General features: G+C 68.9%; 20 protein-coding genes. 9 read left to right on the forward strand and 11 right to left on the reverse strand.

The window, feature by feature from the left end:
- Positions 1–196 precede the first annotated feature (196 nt).
- The 4 genes from ACF059_RS08915 (at position 197) to ACF059_RS08930 (ending at position 3,751) form a co-directional block, all read left to right on the forward strand.
- Complete coding sequence (locus tag ACF059_RS08915; RefSeq protein ID WP_366868056.1) at positions 197–475, forward strand: GlsB/YeaQ/YmgE family stress response membrane protein; 279 nt, start codon at positions 197–199, stop codon at positions 473–475.
- Positions 476–674: 199 nt separating this feature from the next.
- Positions 675–1,148, forward strand: a complete 474-nt coding sequence (locus ACF059_RS08920) for an SPW repeat protein (protein ID WP_392053496.1) — start codon at positions 675–677, stop codon at positions 1,146–1,148.
- Positions 1,149–1,598: 450 nt separating this feature from the next.
- Positions 1,599–1,964, forward strand: coding sequence for a DUF1360 domain-containing protein (locus ACF059_RS08925; RefSeq protein ID WP_392053499.1), 366 nt, complete (start codon positions 1,599–1,601; stop codon positions 1,962–1,964).
- An 803-nt stretch (positions 1,965–2,767) separates the two neighbouring features.
- On the forward strand, positions 2,768–3,751 hold the full coding sequence (locus ACF059_RS08930) for a tetratricopeptide repeat protein (RefSeq protein ID WP_392053502.1): 984 nt from the start codon (positions 2,768–2,770) through the stop codon (positions 3,749–3,751).
- A 67-nt stretch (positions 3,752–3,818) separates the two neighbouring features.
- On the opposite strand, the gene ACF059_RS08935 is transcribed toward ACF059_RS08930, so the two are convergent.
- Together ACF059_RS08935 and ACF059_RS08940 are read right to left on the reverse strand one after the other, a co-directional pair.
- Positions 3,819–5,660 (reverse strand): PQQ-binding-like beta-propeller repeat protein, encoded by a 1,842-nt coding sequence (locus ACF059_RS08935; RefSeq protein WP_392053505.1) that lies wholly within the window; start codon positions 5,658–5,660, stop codon positions 3,819–3,821.
- Between the two features lie 5 nt (positions 5,661–5,665).
- Positions 5,666–6,079: a hypothetical protein gene (locus tag ACF059_RS08940; protein ID WP_392053508.1), complete on the reverse strand. Its 414-nt coding sequence runs from the start codon at positions 6,077–6,079 to the stop codon at positions 5,666–5,668.
- A gap of 232 nt (positions 6,080–6,311) precedes the next feature.
- Between ACF059_RS08940 and ACF059_RS08945 the strand changes: the two genes are divergently transcribed.
- Together ACF059_RS08945 and ACF059_RS08950 are read left to right on the forward strand one after the other, a co-directional pair.
- Complete coding sequence (locus ACF059_RS08945; RefSeq protein WP_392053511.1) at positions 6,312–6,638, forward strand: hypothetical protein; 327 nt, start codon at positions 6,312–6,314, stop codon at positions 6,636–6,638.
- 52 nt (positions 6,639–6,690) lie between these two features.
- Positions 6,691–7,140 carry a hypothetical protein gene (locus tag ACF059_RS08950; protein WP_392053514.1) on the forward strand — a complete coding sequence of 150 codons (450 nt, stop codon included), beginning with the start codon at positions 6,691–6,693 and terminating at the stop codon, positions 7,138–7,140.
- A gap of 20 nt (positions 7,141–7,160) precedes the next feature.
- On the opposite strand, the gene ACF059_RS08955 is transcribed toward ACF059_RS08950, so the two are convergent.
- Together ACF059_RS08955 and ACF059_RS08960 are read right to left on the reverse strand one after the other, a co-directional pair.
- Positions 7,161–7,598: a nucleoside deaminase gene (locus ACF059_RS08955; RefSeq protein ID WP_392053517.1), complete on the reverse strand. Its 438-nt coding sequence runs from the start codon at positions 7,596–7,598 to the stop codon at positions 7,161–7,163.
- A complete protein-coding gene (locus tag ACF059_RS08960) occupies positions 7,595–8,413 on the reverse strand; it encodes an LLM class flavin-dependent oxidoreductase (protein WP_392053520.1) in 819 nt (272 codons plus the stop codon). Before ACF059_RS08960 ends, ACF059_RS08955 begins: the two co-directional genes overlap by 4 nt.
- Before the next feature lie 93 nt (positions 8,414–8,506).
- Between ACF059_RS08960 and ACF059_RS08965 the strand changes: the two genes are divergently transcribed.
- Both ACF059_RS08965 and ACF059_RS08970 read left to right on the forward strand, forming a co-directional pair.
- Complete coding sequence (locus tag ACF059_RS08965) at positions 8,507–8,971, forward strand: Lrp/AsnC family transcriptional regulator (protein ID WP_392053523.1); 465 nt, start codon at positions 8,507–8,509, stop codon at positions 8,969–8,971.
- A gap of 262 nt (positions 8,972–9,233) precedes the next feature.
- Positions 9,234–11,042 (forward strand): galactose oxidase-like domain-containing protein, encoded by a 1,809-nt coding sequence (locus tag ACF059_RS08970; RefSeq protein ID WP_392053526.1) that lies wholly within the window; start codon positions 9,234–9,236, stop codon positions 11,040–11,042.
- Between the two features lie 92 nt (positions 11,043–11,134).
- Here the strand turns inward: ACF059_RS08970 and ACF059_RS08975 are convergent, their stop codons facing one another.
- The 6 genes from ACF059_RS08975 to ACF059_RS09000 all read right to left on the reverse strand — a co-directional run bounded on the left by ACF059_RS08975 (position 11,135) and on the right by ACF059_RS09000 (position 16,845).
- Positions 11,135–11,668 carry a winged helix-turn-helix transcriptional regulator gene (locus ACF059_RS08975; RefSeq protein WP_392053529.1) on the reverse strand — a complete coding sequence of 178 codons (534 nt, stop codon included), beginning with the start codon at positions 11,666–11,668 and terminating at the stop codon, positions 11,135–11,137.
- Between the two features lie 118 nt (positions 11,669–11,786).
- Positions 11,787–12,326, reverse strand: a complete 540-nt coding sequence (locus tag ACF059_RS08980) for a flavin reductase family protein (RefSeq protein ID WP_392053532.1) — start codon at positions 12,324–12,326, stop codon at positions 11,787–11,789.
- A gap of 34 nt (positions 12,327–12,360) precedes the next feature.
- Positions 12,361–13,929, reverse strand: coding sequence for a tryptophan halogenase family protein (locus ACF059_RS08985; protein ID WP_392053535.1), 1,569 nt, complete (start codon positions 13,927–13,929; stop codon positions 12,361–12,363).
- A gap of 76 nt (positions 13,930–14,005) precedes the next feature.
- Positions 14,006–15,262, reverse strand: a complete 1,257-nt coding sequence (locus tag ACF059_RS08990) for a pyridoxal phosphate-dependent aminotransferase (protein WP_392053538.1) — start codon at positions 15,260–15,262, stop codon at positions 14,006–14,008.
- 57 nt (positions 15,263–15,319) lie between these two features.
- Positions 15,320–16,066, reverse strand: a complete 747-nt coding sequence (locus ACF059_RS08995) for an SDR family oxidoreductase (protein ID WP_366868074.1) — start codon at positions 16,064–16,066, stop codon at positions 15,320–15,322.
- Complete coding sequence (locus tag ACF059_RS09000; RefSeq protein WP_392053541.1) at positions 16,063–16,845, reverse strand: thioesterase II family protein; 783 nt, start codon at positions 16,843–16,845, stop codon at positions 16,063–16,065. Before ACF059_RS09000 ends, ACF059_RS08995 begins: the two co-directional genes overlap by 4 nt.
- A gap of 106 nt (positions 16,846–16,951) precedes the next feature.
- Here ACF059_RS09000 and ACF059_RS09005 point away from each other — a divergent pair, with 106 nt between their 5' ends.
- The gene (locus tag ACF059_RS09005; protein WP_392053544.1) at positions 16,952–18,565 is read left to right on the forward strand and encodes a (2,3-dihydroxybenzoyl)adenylate synthase; all 1,614 of its coding nucleotides are present in this window, start codon (positions 16,952–16,954) and stop codon (positions 18,563–18,565) included.
- 93 nt (positions 18,566–18,658) lie between these two features.
- On the opposite strand, the gene ACF059_RS09010 is transcribed toward ACF059_RS09005, so the two are convergent.
- Entirely contained in the window at positions 18,659–19,717 is a 1,059-nt protein-coding gene (locus tag ACF059_RS09010) for a cytochrome P450 (RefSeq protein ID WP_392053547.1), read from the reverse strand.
- Positions 19,718–20,002: the final 285 nt, after the last annotated feature.

The raw sequence follows: 20,002 nt of genomic DNA on the forward strand, positions 1-20,002 counted from the left end.
AACCCCGCCTCTACGGGGTGAGCTCGGCCGGTTCGGTCTCGTGCGGGGACGGCGGTCCCGTTCCCGATCGAGGGCGCGACCCTGTCCTACACCCTCGCCGGCCCCGATGCCTTGGGTCCGGAGCCAGACGTTTGCAATCTCCGACACGGTGCATACGCGTTTAGCACGAGCTTATTCATCGAGGTAGGAGGAGCGCATGGGCATCATCGCCTGGATCTTGATCGGACTGCTCGCGGGCTTCATCGCAAAGGCGCTCATGCCGGGTAAGGACCCGGGCGGCGTCATCATCACGATGCTGATCGGTATCGCGGGTGGCCTGCTCGGCGGCTGGCTCGGCAAGGTCATCTTCGGCGTCGACTCCATCGACGGCTTCTTCGAACTCTCCACCTGGATCGCCGCCATCGTCGGCTCCGTGATCCTCCTCGCCGTCTACCGACTGGTCACCGGCAACAAGCGCCACCACAGTCACGCCTGAGCAATCCTCCCACCCAAACGGACAGCGGCTCCGCCTTCTCCTGAGGGCGGAGCCGTTCGTCGTCGGTCAGCAGGGCTGGCCCAGCGGAGGCGTGGCCGAGTGATCCGTGCAGAGCCCGGGAAAATCTGCGTCCTGTTTGTCCGTGTATCACCCGATTGCTGGGTAGGCGTGGGGCATCACACCTTCTACGGAGGCCATCATGGCGTCAACCCACCGCGCATCCATCGAAGAGCACCCCGACCTGATGGAACTGCGCGCCCGGCACGACCGCGCGGCAGCCACCCCGCGCGCCCAGATGATCGAGGCTCTGGCCCTGCTCACGGGCCTCTACCTCGCCGCTTCTCCCTGGATCGTCGGCTTCGACGGCTTCACCACCCTGGCGGTCACCAACCTCATCGCCGGTGTCGCCTACATGCTCCTCCTCGGTGGCCTGGGGAACTCCTACGAGCGCACCCACTCCATGGCCTGGGCCGCGGCCGCCATCGGTATCTGGACCTGCATCGCCCCCTGGGTCGTCGCCGGCGACGTCGCCCACACCCGCTCGATCACGAGCAACCTCATCACCGGTGTCATCGCCACCCTTCTCGCCCTCGCCGCGGCTTCCGCCGCCCGCGACAACGACACCAGCCGCCACGGCCTGGGGTCACGCCGTCCCATGCCGGGTAGTCGCTGACGACGCGAACCCGGGGCCGGGCGGCCCGCCGCCTGCTCCGGACAGCATGCGCCCTGTGGCGGCGGTCGCCGAAAACCTCGGCGGCCGTTCCACGAAGAAGGAGAAGACGAAGACCGGTGGGTGGTCCGTCTCACCCACGAGCGGTTCACCGGGGTCCCCCCGGGCACCCGGTGGCAGAGAGCCCTTTGTGCTGGCGCCAGTTCCTTCGGAAAGGCACGGATGAACAGTGATCGCACGCTCCCTACCGACCCCCTCGGCACGTCCGCCGGGCTGTCCGGCACTCCAGGGGACGTCCTTGAGCGGTCCCGAATCCACAAGTGCCTGACCGGGCTGATGCAAGGTTATGGCGGTGGGGAGGAGGCCAAACTGCCCGGGTACGCGGGGTCGATGGCGGTCTTCGGGCTGTACGCCACCGCCTGGACGGCTGTGCTGCGCCGCCACGGTCCCCGTGTGCCCGACGTACTCCGCGCCGGGGACCTGGCCCTCACGGCGGTGGCGACCTTCCGCCTCAGCAGGCTTCTGAGCAAGGGCGTGGTGACGAGCCCGCTACGGGCGCCGTTCACCCGGTTCAAGGAGGCGGCCGGGCCGTCCGAGGTCACGGAGGAGGCCCGGACCGGTTCCGGGGTGGGTGGTGCAGTGGGCGCCCTCGCCACCTGTCCGTTCTGCGTCGCAGTCTGGGTGGTGACCACCCTGACCGGCGCTCAGATTCTGTGGCCGCGTCAGGTGAGGATCGTCACCGGCGCGCTCACGGCGCTCGCCGGGGCGGACGCCCTCCAGTTGGCCTATAGCGCCTTGCAGCAGAAGGCTCAGGAGTAGGACGTCGGCCTGTTCGCAGCGTGGAGCGGTCCGTCCCGGTCCTGCATTCCCCCTGCTCTCCGCGACAGCTCGAAGCCCCGTCCCCGGCAACCCCGTGGATGAGGTCGAGCGGCAGCTTGGCGCAGACCCGCTACATCGAGGCGCAGCAGCAGAAGGTGGTGAACTGACTGCTGCCAGGGGTGTCGTCGGTGCTGGACACGACGATCGCCTACGAGCAGATGGCAGTCGACCTGACCTCGTGGCCCGCATGGCCGGCCACACGAAGACGCTCGGCTGATCGACCAGCAGGCCAGGGCGGGCAGCGATGCGGCCGTGACCAGTGCCGCCGAGAAGGCCCGCCCGGTCGTCGCGATGCACCTCGACATGGTCTGCGGCGGCACCGGCCACGTCATGTAGCGCCGTGTCTGGTCGAGGGGCGGTACCTATAGACCATCCGTCCGGCATCTGTCTCACGAGCCCCCGGAAAACCGTCGCCAACCTGGTGGTCGTCCCCGTCGTGGACTGCTGGGTCACGTTCTACAACAATTCAGGATCCACTGACGTGATCGCCGACCTGAACGGCTACTTCATCTCCTGACACCAGAAAAGAACGAGCGAGGGCCCCGCCCGATCAGGAGATCGGGTGGGGCCTGCGTATCCGCCGGGTACCACCCGCCTTGCAACGGCCCTGCTCGTGAACGACCGACGCCCGCGCGGACCTGGGCGGGGCGTACGCGTCTGCAGGTCAGGGCCGGTCCATGTCGAGTGCCCTCAGGACGTCGTCCGTGCTGACCCAGCTGCCGCGGGTGTCATACCCTCGAAGGATGTCGAATGGGGCGGTAGCAGCTGAAGTAGGTCTCGCGCGGGTGATGACGCACTGCGGGGGCAGCCCATCAGCAGCCGTGCACTATCTGGCTGGTGCCATCGCCTCTGCACCTGAGAAACCCGAGCCCTATACGGTTCTTGCCGAGTTGTGGAGGGACAGGCCGTCGGAACTGGCCGAGGTGGTTCAGGGTGCCGACTCGTTGAGGACGGTATTGGCGCAGTCGTACATCAGCTTCCTTCAGGACGACATGGACGGGGCGGTGCTGGCGATCGGATCGGTCACGGGTGTGCGACCCGACATCGCCTGGGCCAAAGCCCCCTGGTTCAGCGATGAACGATTTCTCGGTGTGGTGAGTGCCGATGCGCTGACCGAGGCCGCAATGCGGACGATGGACTATGGCCATGATCTGGACACCGAAAGCATGCGGGAACGATTTCGCCCCTGGTTCGAAGCCATCGACGTGGTCTCTGCCCGCCAGCCGTTGCCGGAGGCGTTGGCCAAGATGGCGATCTTGCTGCGGACATGCGGTCTCACCGATGCGTCCTTTGCCCTCTGCAACCAGGCGGACTCCGTTGAGCGGATCATGCTGACGGAAGTTGTGCGAGCGGGCACGTGGCGCAAGCTGGCTGATCTCCAGCAGACTGTGGCGGCGTTCGAGCGTGCTCTTGCCCTGGACCCGGCCAACTGGTCGCTCTATCTCGACCTGGCCGATGTGTGTGCCGAGCAGGGCGACTTCACCGCTGCGGTCCGGCTGATCGATCAGGGGATGCGGTACGAGCCGGCTGAACTCTCCCTTCGCGCGGCTGGGGCTGCCTACCGGGCACGACTGACCGGGGCGCCTGCCGATCGGAGCGAACTCATCGAACTGGCGCCGAACCTGCCGAACGACTCGTACCGGGACCTGCTGATTGATCACGCGTGTGCTGGTCCCGCGCTGCCTGCCGAACTCGTGGCTGCGACCCGGCGCGTCCAGAACAGCTGAGATCCCGCGCCCAGCATGGGAACACCGAACACTACGAGTTCCGTGATGCGCCCAGGCGAACGCGAACTTAGATGGGCAGCGCGTGTACGTCACCTTTGGAGTCCGTGGCGTACATGACGCCATCGTGGATCGCGAGCGAGCCTTGGCGGTCCCCACTCACCAGAAGGTCTTGTGATCGGACCCTTCGTCCGGTCGGGAGCGTCCATCGGGTCAGCTTCGCGGCGCGGTCGGCTGTGAAGAGGGTGTCTCCCACGACGAACGGCTGGAGGAGAAGGATGCCCTCAGTTTTCTTCTCCTTATCCCACAGACGATCCCCAGTCTTCGTGTCGAGCGCTACTAGTCGTCTGTCTACGTCCCCGAAGAGCAGGACCCCGTCGGCCACGACCGGAGCCGAAGCGAGGCGGGCCTTTGTGTCGAACGACCAGAGCACTTCTCCGCTCTCGGGAGTCACGGCCACGATTGTCTGAGGTGCGGAAGGCCCCTGCGGCTGCACGACCACGTATACGCCGTGGTCCGTGACTGCCCAATCGGGGGACAAAGGCGCCTCGGTCTTGTAGGACCAGGCCTCTCGTCCTTCGAAGATGGCCACTATGCGGTTCGAGCCGGCGTCTGCCGCTTCGCCCGATCTCTGGAGTTCCCTGGCCATGAACAGTACGAATCCGGCGGCTGCCTGGGGAGCGGAGGTGATGGTGAGCTCGTTGGCGGGAAATGACCACAGGGGCCTGAGCGTCGACGGGTCGAAGGCGTACAGGCTGCCGTCCTGAGTGGGTGCGTACAACGCATCCTTCGAAACGCCCAGCAATCCGTCGCGGACCAGCGCCGGATGGGACGCGCGGGGCTTTCCGGTTCGGAGGTCGACCGATTGCAGCGGGCCGCCTTTGCCGGGGAAGTAGGCAAGGCCTTCACACAGGGCGGGGCTGCCGGGGTACCGCATCTTGATCAGATGAACCCGTTGCCGGGCCTCGAGGTCGATCACGTGCAGCCTGTATGGCTCATGCACCACCAACACGTTGTCGGACAGGACGGGCTGTCGTGCGGGACCCAGGGCGGCACGGGTCTGCCAGGGCTCGGGCTTATGGCGTGGTCGGGTCCCAGCGGACTTGCGGCTCCGGTTGTCCGCCCGGTCTTTTCGCGGGGATCGCTCTTTCCGCTCCTTCCGCACCTTGGCCAGTGCGATGTCGTACTGCATCTCGCCGCCCATGCGAGGGGTTTGCGTGGCCTCCGCCTGGTGAAGACGCTCGCAGGCGTACCGGTAGAGCTCCTGGAGGGTGACGAAACCGTCACCATTGAGATCGGCGGCACCACTGGAAATGCCTTCGATGAGCATCCCTGTGAAGAGGGACGGCGCGGGCGTCTCCCCATCGGGGTGATGGCCTTCCCAAGCCCTCTGCGACCTGGTGCCAGCGGTGATGACGACGCGGCCGTGGCCGGCCAGCGCCTCCTCGAATCTCGCCGATTCGTCGCTCTTGGCCCCAGGGAGGAAGAGGCCGCTGTAGCAGCAGTCGAGGATCACGACGATGCTCCGTGCGCGGCACTCCTCCATGACATCGTGGATGAACGCCGCAGAGATCGCCGTATTGGCGGGCCGCTCGGGATCCGTCTGGCGGATGGCGAAGTGAAGCTTGTCGCTGCGGTTCAAGATCCCGTGACAAGAGAGATAGAGGAGACGCACGTCGTCGCCCCATGCGGTGAGGAAGAACTCGACAATCGCCTGCTCGAGTGTGGAGCGGTCGGCATCGATGAGTGTCTGGACCTCGAATGCGCCGATCTCGGGGTCGCGTAGGAGCGTGTCCAGGCGAGTGCAGTCGACCTCAGGTGAACGGAGCGCCGGCAGTTCCGGATGATCGTATGTACCCGTCCCAATGAGCAGGGCCCCACGGTTTCCTTTGCCGAACGACTGGGTGGTCATATGTGTCAGGTCTGCTCGGCAGAGCGCTCTTCGGTCTGCTGTTCGGGCGCATCCTCGCGAGGAGCGAGGAACTCGCCGATCAAACGTTCGCGCTCAGCGGCCGAGGCGTCACCCAACTCGATCACACGGCCTTCCAGCTCCACCCTGATGCCCCGCACGGGCCGGTTCTTCAGCCAGGTGTCGGCGAGGAGAAGAACGTGGCGCAGCGCGAAGGAAGCGGCCGTGACCACCACCGACCCGGCGGCGATGAGCTCGCCGCTCTTGGCTCCCTTCGAGACTTCTGTCGTGGAGCGCCCTGACCGTACGTCCACTACATCCAGCTCTTCGAGAGCGCGGCGCAACTGACTCCCAAGGCGCAGCAGCTCGTCATCGTCGGTGTCGGCAAGCCCCAGGAGTTCCAGCCGTACGGTTTCGTGCATGATCCCACCCTGCTGTCAGCGCTCTGTGTGCACGACATGTTACGGAGGGAGTTGACTCGGCTGCTTCGAATGTTGGGTACTGGCGTGCCCCGCCGGTGGAGGCGGGCCAAGAGGTGCCGTCTTGTCCGTCATGGGCATGTAATACATGCAGCCAGAACGCGTCCGCTAGGTAGAGAACCCCGCCGACGCTGTGGAACGGGACTGGGGAAACGCGACCGTTACCGTGAGGAAGTTGTTGGCAAGCGTGGCCCGGTGGGCGGTGCCCACCGTTGTCCTCGCGCAGGGCTGTCTCGTGTGGACCGGGGTGTTCAGCCTGGGGGAAGCCGTGGCGGTGGGGCTGGCTATCGAGCTGCTGCTGGCTGGTGTCGTCGTCGCTGAAGTCGCTCTGGGCGCGAGGGTCTTCCGCGCTTCCAGGAGCCAGGGGGCCGACGGGCACGAGGCGCTCAGGCAGGTGCTGTCCGCCGTGTTTGCCCGCGCCCGTCGCCAAAGCGATGGCGGTGGAGTTCGGGCTCTTCCGTGCGTTGTGGCGCTGGACCCGTCGGAAGCCCGACGCGGCTGAAGGGCACCAGATCCTGAGCTATGGATCCGAAATCAAGCCCATCATGTGGGTGATGGTCTTTCTCGTACCGCTGGAGCTGCTGGCCGTCGAACTGCTGATCCCTTGGACCGTGGTGCGCATCGTCCTGCTCGTGCTCTCCGTGTACGGGGCGGTGTGGGTGCTCGGGTTCATCGCGGCGCTCTCCATCCGTCCTCACACGGTCGGCGACGGCAAAATTTTCCTGCGCTTCGCACACTTCACTCAGATCACCATTCCGCTGGAACTCGTCGAATCCGTCCGCTCGTCCCGGCACAGCGGATACCGCAGGGCGATCGAGATCAGCGACGGGGTGTTGGCGATGCCGATCGGGGACTCCACCACGCTCAGCATCAAGCTGCGCAAGCCCTACTCGGTGGCGCCCAAGCCCGGGAAACCGAGGCAGGAGGTGCGAGAGGTGCGCTTCGCCGCGGACGACACCCGCGAAGCCATCCGCGTACTCACAGCCCATACCTCCGGGAGCTGATCCGACGCGGAGTCGGTGCCTCAGTTCGGTCCGTAGTAGGCGTCGATCGGGGTGCGGGCCTCCTCGAAGAGGTGGGGGCCGGTCTGCGTCACTGTGGGCCAGTGGCCCGACGGGGGGTTGAGTTCGACGAGTTGGTCGGTGGACAGGGCGTACACGACGCGGCCGATGCCGGAGCGGACGATGCCGCCGGCGCACATGCCGCACGGCTGGCAGCTGGTGTACAGGGTGGTGCGGGCGGCCGTGCCCGGGTCGAGTGAGCGGGCCGCCCAGCGGGCGAGCTTCAGCTCGGGGTGGGCGGTGATGTCGTCGTCGCGCCGTACCGTGTTGTGGGCTTCGGCGAGGACCGTGCCGTCGGGGCCGGCCAGCAGGGAACCGTACGGCGCGTCGCCCAGGGCGACCGCGCGGGCCGCGATGCCGATGGCACGCCGCAGGAGGGTCTCGTCGGCGGGGGTGATCACGGTCGGCTCCTCCAGTGGGTGGCTACGGCGGTCAGGGCCTCCCAGGCCACCTCGGGCCTGAGGGTCTCCTGGGGGTCTGCGTGATAGGGGTCGAGTACGACGGTGTCGGCGCCGAGCAGGCGGAGTTGGTCGAGGTCGTCGAGGATCTGCTCAAGGGTGCCGACCCCGAGGGGCCGCTCGGGGGAGTCGGCCGGGGCGGGGGTCATCCGCAGGGCGATACGGGGTGCGAAGCCGGGCAACGCGTGCTCGCTCAGGACGGAGCGCATCAGCGGCAGGGGTAGCCGTAGGGGATGCCAGGCGTCGCCGAACCTGACCGCTCGTCGGATCGCCGCCTCACTGTGGCCGCCGACCCACACGGGGATGCGGGAGGTGTCGGTGCCGGTCGGCGTATGCCGTGCCTCCCGTAGGACGCGCAGGCATTCGTCCGTCAGCCGGCCGCGCGAGGTGAACGGCAGGCCGAGTGCCTCGAACTCCTGACGGGCCCAGCCGACGCCCACGCCGAGGACGAACCGGCCACCGCTGAGCCCGCTGAGGTTGGCGGCCATCCGGGCCACCAGAAGCGGATGACGGTAGGGCGCGACGAGCACGGTGGTGCCCAGCCGGATGCGTGTGGTGAGCCCGGCCAGCCACGACAGCGTCGTGAACGGTTCATAGAACGGCTCCGGGTACCGCTCGGCCACATCGGGGGTGACCGCCACGTGGTCCGAGACCATGAGCAGGCCGAAGCCGAGCCCTTCGGTGATCCGCGCCCATTCACGCAGCACGCCGGGATCGGTGCCCGGCCCGAAGTTCGGTACGTTGACGCCAAGTTGCATGGCCTGAGGCTAGCCCGGCGGTCACACCCACCAGAACCCTTCCTTCCCGGTGATCACGGCGATCTGCCGTCGTTCTGCCGGTAGATTCGCCTTATGACCGTGAATCTCGACGACACCGACTGGGCGATCATCGGGCAGTTGCAGCAGGAGGCGCGCATATCGCTCAGCGAGTTGGGGCGACGCGTGAACCTCAGCTCGTCGGCCACCACGGAGCGGGTACGGAACCTGGAGTCCCTGGGCGTCATCACCGGCTACCACGCCGCGGTCGACCTCACCCGCGTCGGCTACCCCCTGCTCGCCGTCATCCGCCTGAAGTACCCCGGCAGCCGCCACCAGCCCTTGCGCCGGCTGCTCGCCGAGCGGCGGGAGATCCTGGAGTGCCTGCGCACGACGGGGGACGACTGCTACACCCTGAAGGTGGCCGCGACCTCCATGGAGCACCTGGAGGCACTGGTGGACGAACTGGCCGCCTTCGGCAGTACGACCACCAGCGTCGTCTACAGCCAGACGCTCCCCTCCCGCGGACCCGGCAGGCCGCAGTCGATCCCGAGGGCGTGACCCCCGCCCTTCGGATCCCCGCCCCCCGGCCCGTCGGCGTGTTCGGTTGCGAAGAGTGACGGCCGTGCGGGGGACCGTGCGCGGGGTCGGGGGAGGGGTTCCGGCGGGTGGGGGCTGGGGCGTGACACCGACGGCCCTGCCTCGCGGGGGCGGATTCGGCGCGCGAGGTGGATGCATACCGTCATACATCTGTCGCTGTGGGTGACCGTTCATCCACGGCAGGCCCGTCGCCTGTCCGCAGTGCCCCCAGGTGAGGAGTCCCATGTCACGCAGGCACCGCTCGAAGAGCGTCGCGGCGTCGCTCTCCGTGCTCACGGCCGCCGCCCTCTTCGTCGCCGCCGTTCCGGTCGCGGCCCACGACGGCGAGAGCCATCCCGACGAAGCCGCGGCGCTGGGCGCCGGGCATGCGCAGGAGCATGCCAAGATCCGAGAGGCGGCCCAGGCCCTGGGCGGGTACTCCCAGCTGGCGCGGATCGAGAGCCTGAACGAGCTGACCAGGTCCCAGGAGCTGGCGAACTCGAAGTTCCACCCCAGGGCGTACGGGCAGTTCGCGGAGTACTTCCCGTCGCCCGACTTCGCCGCCCACATCGCCATGCTCCCCACGGGCAAGGTGCTGATGTTCTCCTTCGAGCGGGTCGAGACCGACCCCACGGAGGAGCCCGCGCCGACCAACACGCTCGGGCCCGAGAACGCCGGCCGCGCCTTCCTCTGGGACCCGGCGAGGGGGACCGGCCCCGAGGCGTTCAAGAAGGTCACCCCGCCCGAGCTGGTCGTGCCGGACGGTACGGAGGTCAAGCGCCCGGCCCCCTTCTTCTGCGCCGGCCACGCCTTCCTGCCCAACGGCATGCTCGGCGTCTTCGGCGGCAACCTCGGCTACGGCGGCGGCGCCGGGGCGAAGCTGTCCCTGGTCTTCGACCCGTGGACCGAGTCCTGGTCCGTCAACCAGGACATGGCGGTGGGCCGCTGGTACCCGACCGTCGCCACCGCCCCCGACGGGCGCCTGCTCATCATGTCCGGGCACACCGACAAGGGCTGGGGCACCTCGACCTCGGTCGTCGAGCGGTTCCCCGCCAAGAGCCACCCGGTGCCCTTCGAGAAGACGCTGGTCCCGCGGGACGTGCCCACCGACACCCTGCGCGTGGACGCCCCGTTCGGCGAGGACAGCGACTACCCGCACCTGTTCACCCTGCGCGACGGCAAGGTGTACGGGCTGGGCCGCCACGCCGCCCGGCAGTGGGCCTTCGACCCGGTCGCGGAGACGCGTACGGACCTGCCCGCCCGCCCGGACGGCGTCCACCGCGGCTACGGCTCGGCGGTCGCGCTGCCCGCCGGATTCCGCGGCCCGAACTCCGTCCTGATCCTGGGCGGTGACCGCGACGACCCCAACACCTACCAGCTGGCGGACGGGGTGTGGGAGAAGAAGCAGCCCCGCGCCTTCGGCCGGACCCAGGACAACACCCTGCTCCTGCCGGACGCGAGCCTGCTGACGGTCAACGGCGCCCATGGCATCCGGGACTACGGGAACGGCGACTACAACCCCAAGGCCGATCTCAAGTACCGCCAGATCGAGACCCGCAACGCGCTCGGGGAGTGGCGGCTGGGCCCCGTACAGCGGCTGCCGCGCGGCTACCACGCCAACGCGGTCGTCCTGCCCGACGGGCGGATCATGGTCACCGGCGACGAACTCCAGCAGCTCGCCAACGACCCGAAGATCGACGACGACATGAACGGCAGCATCGAGATCTTCGAGCCCGCCTACCTCCACCAGGGCTCCCGGCCCAAGCTCGACCAGGTGCCGGGCGACCCCATCGGCTTCGACTCCCGTTTCAAGGTGTCGACGTCGACCCCGGGGCAGGTCAAGAAGGCGGTCCTGCTGGCGCCGACCACCGCGACCCACGCGGTCAACACCAGTCAGCGCCACCTGGAACTGCGCATCGTCCACCGCCACGGCAACCAGATCGCGCTCCAGGCCCCGCCCTCCGCTAACGACGCCCCGCCCGGCCACTACATGCTCTTCCTGCTGGACGAGAAGGGAGTGCCGAGCACGGCCAAGTTCGTGTCCCTGCGCTGAACCGCACGCACGGGAGCGAAAAGAGACGGCCCGCCCGGCCCGCGACGGCGTACGCACGCCCCGCGGGTGGGGCCGGGCCGTCGCCCGTACGGTCAGCGGCCCTGCGGGATCTTCGGGTAGCGGGCGGCGATCTTCTCGCTCGCGCGGGGGCCCTGGGCGAAGACGTACTCGGGGGTGTCGATCCGCCGGCCGGTCAGCCGGTCGACCACGACGGGGTCCACCGCCACGCCGGTCTCGGCGTTGACCAGGACGAGACTGCGCTCCTCCGGGGCCAGCCGGTGATTCCCCCATGCCGCCATGACCAGGATGAGCGGGCGCAGGGCGCGGCCGCGCTCGGTGAGCCGGTAGCCCGGGCCGCCGGCGTCCCCGGCGTCCTCGGTGCCCGCTGCGTCGCCGCGGTCCCCGGCTTCGAGGAGGTCCCGCGCCGTCAGGTCGGCCAGGCGGTCCGCCAGTACGTCGGCGGGTGTCTCCAGGTTCCGGCGGATCGCCTCGAAGGTGGTGTGGCCGTCGAAGACCTCGTGCAGGATCTCCAGGGTCCACCAGGGGCCGATGGCCGTGACCGTCCGCGCCAGCGGGCAGTCGGCGATCCTCGCCTTCGGACCGGTGTTCAAGGGGTGGCCACTCATCGTCAGCTCCAATGCGCGGTGCGGTGGGTCTGGGAAGAAAAGGCCCCCGTCCGCCGACGACCGGTGAGGGACCGGCGGTCGACGGACAGGGGCCTCGGGGCGCCTCGGGCCGGTGCCGTCAGGCGTCAGTACGGGTCACCTTCAGCGACCCGTACTGCCGCATGCCGTACAGCAGCGGACTGGGCGGCTGGTTCGACTGCGTCTCCACCTGGAGCACCTCCCCGAAGACCACGAGGTGATCTCCGACGGGCAGTGTCCGGCTGACGCGGCAGTCGGCGATCGTGTGGGCGTCTTCGAGCAGATGGGGCAGCCCGAACTCCGGTTCCGGGACCCACTTGACCTTCTCGAACCGGTCCGCCGCGCCGGAGGCGAAGAGGTTCGCCGCTGGCACGGCCCGGTCGTGCAGCAAGTTGACCGAGAACGCCGACACCTGGAGCAGCGCTGTCAGGGTCGGGCTCTCGGCGCGCAGGCACACCAGCAGCGTCGGCGGCTGCAGTGCGACGCTGCACATCGACGAGCAGGTCATCCCCCACGGCTCGCCGTCCCGCGCGGTCGTCGTCACGATGGCGACCCCGGCCGGATGCGTCGTCATGAGGGAGCGGAACTTCGCCGGGTCGACCAGTGCTCGCGCCACCGTGTCCGTTACCGGATCCGGCATGGTTCGCTACCTCCTCGCTTGGCGGCACAGCTGATCAGGAACGCATCCCTTTCAGCTCGTGGACGTGGGACAGGTAGTCCCAGTGACTGGGGAGCCCTTCGACCAGGGATTTGGCCTGGTCGCGGACCGTGCGCAGTTCCTTGGTGGCGGCGACGTCGTCCATCAGCGCCAGGCCGGGCAGCGACCGTACGTCGAGGCCACCGAGGCCCAGGATCATCGCGGTGTACGAGTAGGGCTCGAAGCCGTGGTAGTACGGGAAGATCGTGTCTGCGTCGGGCAGCTTGACCTTCCACTGCTCCAGGCGCTCGGCCAGCCCGTCCGGGACCTTGCGGGTCTTGGCGTCCTGCCAGTACTGGTTGTCGTTGCGCTTGGCGGCGACGTAGTGCAGGACGAGGAACTCCCGCACGCCGTCCATGACGTTGGCCACCTGCCGGTTGTACGACTTGCGCAGCTGGTCGTCGTCCCGGCCGCCGGGGAAGTGCTTCACCAGCTGTTCGACGGCGTTCTGGATGAAGAAGAGCCCGGTCGACTCCAGCGGCTCGACGAACCCGCTGGAGAGGCCGATGGCCACGCAGTTGTTCACCCAGGAGTTCTCGCTGCGGCCGATGCGCATGCGGATGTGGTTGGCGGTCAGGTCGTCGGCGGCGGGGCCCACGAACTCGCGCAGCGTGCGCTCGGCCTCGTCCGGGCTGCAGTAGTCGCTGGCGTAGACGTAGCCCGTGCCGACCCGGCCGACCAGCGGGATCGTCCAGATCCAGCCGGCCTCCTGCGCGGAGGCCCGCGTGTACGGCCCCATCCCCTGCTCGGCCATCTCCATGGGAACGCGCAGGGCGACCGCGCTGTCGTTCGGCAGGGTGTCCTGATAGGAGAGGAAGGGCACGTCGAGGGTCTTGTTGAGCAGCATGCCGCGGAACCCGGTGCAGTCGATGAAGAGATCGCCCGTGAGGTCGCCGTGTTCCTTGGTGCGCACGTGCGTGATGTAGCCGCGCTCGTCGACCGCCGTCTCGACCACGTCGTCCAGTACGTGCGTGGCGCCGCGGTCGGTGCTGTAGCGGGTCAGCAGCTTGGCCAGCAGCGTCGCGTCGAACTGGTACGCGTAGGGGAACTGGGTGGTCTGCTCGGCCATCGTGGACCGGGCGGCGTGCGCCGCCTCGTGCTCGCCGGCGTCGAGCGCCAGCAGGCTGCCACCGAGCTGGCGGGGCGCGCGCTTGGCGTCGCAGAGCGCCGCGATGACCGAGCAGTCCTTGTCGTAGTCCGCGCTCGGCCGCTTGTGCAGCCACCAGTCGGCGAGGGACACGCCCTCCACGACGCGCGGCCGCTCGAAGGGGTGGTAGAAGTGATGGCCCTTCTCCCGCCAGTTGTCGTAGCGGATCGCCAGTTTGTAGGTGCCGTGACACTCCGGCATCCAGTCGGTCTCCGCCAGTCCGAGATACGAGAAGAAATGCCGGATCGTGCTGAAGGACGCTTCTCCGACACCGATCGTGGGCACGTTCTTCGATTCGACCAGCGTCACCGCGAGTCGATCACCGAACGTCGCCTTCAAATACGACGCGGTCATCCAGCCGGAGGTCCCGCCGCCGACGATGACAACACTCTTGGCCATTATTTCCTCACTTCTTTCGAGCCGACCCGACTTCAACCGTCCTGGTTACCGCATTGCGCACGCGTGGTCCCCCGGCCTATTCCGCCGATGCGCTGCCGCCGTCACCGCACTCCTCGACGAACTCCAGGAGCAGGCGCACCCCGGTCTCCAGGGACCCCGGGTCCACGCAGAAGGCGATCCGGACGAGGTGCTGCGCCCAGGGCGCGTAGTCGTGCGAGCGGATCCGGCCCTGGTCGTCGACGTCGGGACGCATGGCGAAGCCGTTGCCCGGGACGACCGCGACGCCCTTGCTCTCCAGCAGCCGGGTCGCGAAGGTCTCGGCGTCCAGTCCGGTCCGGCTCACGTCGAGCATCGCGTACCAGCCGCCGGCGGGCAGTTCGCGCAGCAGTCCGGCCTGGACCAGCGGCGCCAGCACGACGTCGCGGTTGTGCTGGACCAGCTTGCGGTTGATCTCCGCCGCTTCGGCCCGGCTGTCCAGCGCGGCGATGCCCGCGTACTGCACCGGGGTCGAGGTGCCGATGATGTTGGCTTCCTGGGCGACCTTCATGACGTCGGCGGCCCGCTCGTTGGCCAGGGCCACGTAGCCGAGCCGGTAGCCGGTCATCGCGAAGCTCTTGGAGAAGCTGAAGACGCTGTGGACGATGCGCTCGGCCACCGGGAGGTCACGTTCGAGCGAAGCGGTCGAGATGTGCTCGCGCTCGTAGAGGAAGTGCTCGTACGCCTCGTCGCTGATGACCTGCCAGCCCCGGGAGCGGGCCAGGTCCACCAGGGCGCCGAGCTCCTCGCGGTCCAGGACGACACCGGTCGGGTTGGCGGGCGAGTTGATCAGCAGTACCCGGGTACGGGGCGTCGCGGCGGCCGCGATCGCCTCGGGGTCGGGCCGGAAGTCCTTGCCGAGCGGGTACAGCACCGGCCGGAAGCCCGCGATCAGAGCCTGCTGGAGGTGGACCGGCCAGTGCAGTTCGGGCAGGAGGATCTCGGCGCCGGGCTCGGCCAGCGACTGCAACAGGGCGGCCAGGCCCTGGCAGGATCCGGGGGAGATCAGCAGCCGGGACACGGCGCTGTCCACGCCGTTGTCCGTGCGGAGCTTGTCCACCACGGCCGCGCGCAGCTCGGGCAGGCCCTCCACCCCGGTGTATTTGGTGTCGCCCCGCCGCACGGCGTCGACGAAGGCATCGGCGACGTTGTCGGCCGGGTTGAAATAGGGGTCACCGACGTGCAGCTTGACCACCTCGACGCCGGTCTCCTCCTCCCGCTTCTCCGCCGCCCGGAAAATGCGGTGCAGACAGGAGGAGGGAATGGATCCGGCGACGGACAAGATGTCTGGACTCACGCTGGTACCACCTTTGTTCTTTAGGGTGTTGTCAAGAGTTGTCAACCATCACAAGAGTTACGCGGTGCGTCCGCCGTCGACGGGAATCAGTGCCCCGGTGACCCACCCCGACAATTCGGGGTCCAGCAGCATGCACACCCACCGGCCGATTTCGCTTTCGTCGCCGAAACGGCCCATCGGGGTCGACGACAGCAGGTCGACGCGGAGCTGATCGGTGCCCGCCCCGTCCAGACCGGTCTCGTTCCACATCGGGGTGTCCACCGGGCCGGGCATGATCGCGTTCACCCGTACGTCCGGTGCCAGCTCCCTCGCCAGCGAGCGGGTCAGGCTGTTGACGGCCGCCTTGGTCGCCCCGTAGAAGGCGCGCCCCGGCATGGACAGCACACCGCCGACCGACGAGATGTTGACCGCGCTGCCGCGGTGGGCGCGCAGCTGCGGCAGCGCGCACCGGATCAGCTCGGCCGGCGCACGGACGTTGACGGCGAACATCGCGTCGAACAGCGCGGGGTCGATCTCGTCGAGCCGGCCGAACCGGGCCAGCCCCGCGTTGTTGACGACGGCGTCGAGCCGGCCGAAGCGGTCGGTGGCCGCCGCGACGATCCGCTCGGCCGCGCCGGGCGCGCCGACGTCCTGGGCCACCACCGCCACGGCGTCCCCGTAGAGGTCGGCCAGCTCCCGCAGTGGCTCCTCGCGGCGCCCGACGGCCGTGACGAGGGCGCCCGACTTCAGCAGGGACTCGGTGATCCCGCGGCCGATGCCGGTGGCCGCTCCGGTGACCACGACCGACTTTCCGTCCAGCGTCATCGCACGGCCCCGCTCCGGGCAAGGGTTTCGGCGATGTCGCCGATCAGCTCCGCCGGGTCCGACAGCAGCCGGAAGTGCCCGCCCGGCCAGGACCGCATGCTGAAGCGGCCGTCCCCCACCCCGGCCCAGGCGTCGAGCCGTGCTCCGTCCACCAGCGGATCCTCGGTGTTGGAGTAGCAGCGGACCTCGCAGTGCAGCGGCTCGGGGTCCGGCGCGGGCCGGTAGGTCTCGTTGAGCGTGATGTCCGACCGCAGGACCGGCAGGAGCAGGTCCCGCAGCTCGGGGTCGTCCGCGATGCCGGGATCGATCCCGCCGAGATCCCGCAGGGCGTTCCACAGCTCGTCGTCGCCGGCCCGGTGGGTGGTGCCGCCTCCGGCGTGCCACGGCGCCGGGGCGCCCGACACGAACAGGCAGCGCGGGGGCCTGCCGTTCTCCTGGAGCACGCGCGCGGTCTCGTACGCGACCAGGGCGCCCAGACTGTGCCCGAACAGGGCGCAGGGGGCGGGCTCCAGCCGCATCAGTTCCTCGGCAACCCGCGACGCGATCTCGGCCACGCTGTCCGCGGGCGCTTCGGACATCCGGTCGGCGTGCCCCGGGTACTGCACGGCGAGCAGCTGCGCGGTCGCGGGCATCGCTGACGACCAGGCGCGATAGGTGCCCGCCGAACCCCCGGAATGCGGAAAGCAGACCCATCGGTCAGCCGGGACCTCCACACTGGTCAGGGCCCGCAACCAGCCTCGGTCACGCGTTCGTAAGCGATTCACGCCACCGAGCTTCACCGAAAGCGTCGGCCCGTCCGCGGCAATCTGTCAAAGCTCTGTCGGGCCGTCGACGGCTCCCGGGCCCCGTGCCCGAACCTGAAGGCGTCGCAACCTAGGAGGACACATGCTGGACGGGTTCGTGCCCTGGCCCACCGCCTTCGCCGATCGCTACCGCCGTGCCGGCTACTGGCGCGGCGTCTCGCTGCGGCAGCTGATCGCCGACAGCGCCGGACGCCACCCGGACAAGATAGCCGCCGTGGACGCGACGAGCCGCATCACCTACGCGGAGTTGACCGACCAGGCCGACCGCATCGCGTCGGGCCTGCTGGAACTCGGCATCGCGCCTCGGGACCGGGTGGTGGTGCACCTGCCGAACCGGATCGAGTTCCTGACGGCCGTCGTCGCCATGCTGAGCATCGGCGCGATCCCCGTCATGGCGCTGCCCGGTCACCGCCGCGACGAGATCCTCCACCTGGCGCGCTCCTCGGACGCGGTGGCCTACGTCGGCCAGGACCGCTTCCAGGGCTTCGACTACCGCAACCTCGCCCGCGAGGTCCGCCGCGACGCCCCGAACCTGCGGCACGTGGTGATCGTGGGCGACGCGCAGGAGTTCACGCCGCTGTCCGAGCTCGTCGGCTCCGCCGTACGGGAACTGCCGCCGGTCGACTCCTCCGAGGTGGCGCTGCTGCTGCTGTCGGGCGGAACCACCGGGGTGCCCAAGCTGATCCCGCGGACCCACGACGACTACGCGTACAACATCTTCGCGTGCGCCGAGGTCGTGGAGTTCGACGACAGCGGCGTCTACCTCGCGGCCAACCCCGTGCCGCACAACGCCGCGCTCGGCTGCCCGGGGGCGCTGGGCGCGCTGCTCCTCGGCGGCAAGGCCGTGCTCGCCGCCAACCCCAGCCCCGACCACGTGTTCCCGCTCATCGAGCGGGAGGGCGTCACCCTCACGACCCTGGTCCCCGCACTGGCCCTGCTGTGGGCGGACGCGGCGCGCACCACCCCGGTCGACATGAGCCGCATGACCATCCAGGTGGGCAGCTCGAAGTTCGGGCCCGCCGCCGCGGAGCGGGTCAGCGGGAGCCTGGGCTGCCGCATCCTGAACGTGTACGGCATCGGGGAAGGGCTGATCACCCACACGCGGCTCGACGACCCGCCGGAGGTCGTCTTCGGTACGGAGGGCAGGCCGGTCTCCCCGGACGACGAGGTCAAGATCGTCGACGAGGACGGCAAGGAGGTCGCCACCGGGGTGACCGGTGAGCTGCTGACCCGTGGCCCGTACACGATCCGCGGGTACTTCGCCGCTCCGGAGCACAACCGTCGGTCCTTCACCGACGACGGCTTCTACCGCAGCGGCGACCTGGCCCGGATGACCGAGGACGGCAACGTCATCATCGAGGGCCGGCTGAAGGACATCATCCACCACCTGGGGGAGAAGGTCTCGGCGGAGGAGGTGGAGGGCCACGTGCTGACCCACCCCCTGGTCCTGGACACCGCGGTGGTCGGCATCCCGGACGACGAACTCGACGAGCGGCTCGTGGTGTTCGTCGTCCTCGCCGGCGACGCGGACACGGGCCAGGACGCGGTGGCGCCGCTGACGCTGCGCACGCTCAGGGACCACATCCGCGGCCGGGGGCTGGCGTCCTACAAACTGCCGGACGAACTGATCGTCGTGTCCGACCTGCCCCGTACGCCGGTGGGCAAGATCGACAAGAAGGCGCTGAAGGCCTCGTAGGGGGCTTCAGCGGGAAACACCGCGGGGCAGTGACCGGTCCGGTCACTGCCCCGCGGTGTTTCCCCGAGCAGTCGTGTCGGCGAGGCCGTCGCGTCAGCGGCGTTCGAAGTGGACCGGCAGGCTTTCGTAACCGGTGAGGAAGTTCGAGTAGATGGGGCGGGGCGTCCCGCGCAGCTCCATCCGTCCGACGTGGGCCACCAGGGCGCTGAGCAGCGCCCGCAGCTCCGCCCGGCCGAGGAACGCGCCGAGGCAGTAGTGCGGCCCGTGGCCGAACGAGAGGTGCTTGTTGGGCGAGCGGGACACGTTGAACCGGCGCGGTTCGTCGAAGACCGCCTCGTCGTTGTTGGCCGAGATGTTCCACAGCGTGACGATGTCGCCCTTGCGTATCGTCTCGCCGTGGAGTTCGAGGTCCTCCACGGCGGTACGGGCCAGGTGGATGCCCGGCGTCGACCAGCGGATGATCTCCTCGGCCGCCGACTCGAAGGAGGCCTCGCCCGTCTGCAGCGCGCGCCACTGGTCGGGGTTCTCGATCAGGGCGAGCACCGCGCAGATCGCCGATATGCGGGACGTCTCGTCGCCGCCGAGAATCAGGCTGTAGCAGTTGACGGCGAGCTCTTCGAGGGTGAGCGGACGGTCCTCGACCTCCGCGGTCGCCAGCATGCTGATGACGTCGCTGCCGGGATTGTCCCGCCGCTCCTGCGCCAACTCCATGAAATAGAGCACGATTTCGTTGCGGGCGCTGAGCGCGTCGAGCTCGCTGCCGTCCGCATGGCCCGACGACAGCGCCATCTTGTTCCACTGGAGCAGGTTCTTGCGGTCCCCGAGCGGAATGGACAGGAGATCGCAGATCGTGTTCATGGGAATCTGCTCGGCGACCTCGGCGGCGAAGTCGAAGGTGTCCAGACCGACCACCGTCGACACCAGCTCGGTCGTGCGCTGCTGGACCTTCTCGACGACCTCGCCGAGGACCCGGGGCGTGAACGCGCTGAACAGGACGTTGCGCAGGCGCCGGTGGCGCGGGCCGTCGGTGACCGCCAGCATGCTCCCGCCGGCGGAGTCGTCGCCGCGCAGCACGACGTCGAGGACGTTGCCCCTGACGGACGTCAGGGCTGCGTTGTGGAACAACGACTGGATGTCGGCATATCGGGACACCACCCAGAATCCGGGGTTTCGGTCAGTGGGTTCATGCCAGTAGACGGGTCGTTCGGCACGGACTCCACGCCAGAACTCGTGGACGTCGTTCTCAATGAAAGTGGCCGGATCCGTGAGATCCAGGGAACGAAGATCGAGATCGGACTGACTCATTGCGCGATGGTGACAGGTCCACCCCGCGGGCCGCCGGGACTCTTGCCCGTTCCTTTCCGGCTCCGCTCCGTCCCGGGCGCGCGTCCGGCCCCGGGCCTGGTCCGCCGGCCGGCCCGGCGGCCGACCCCGCGC

Origin of the sequence: Streptomyces sp. NPDC016562 (assembly GCF_043076955.1) — a bacterium.
Classification (GTDB): domain Bacteria; phylum Actinomycetota; class Actinomycetes; order Streptomycetales; family Streptomycetaceae; genus Streptomyces.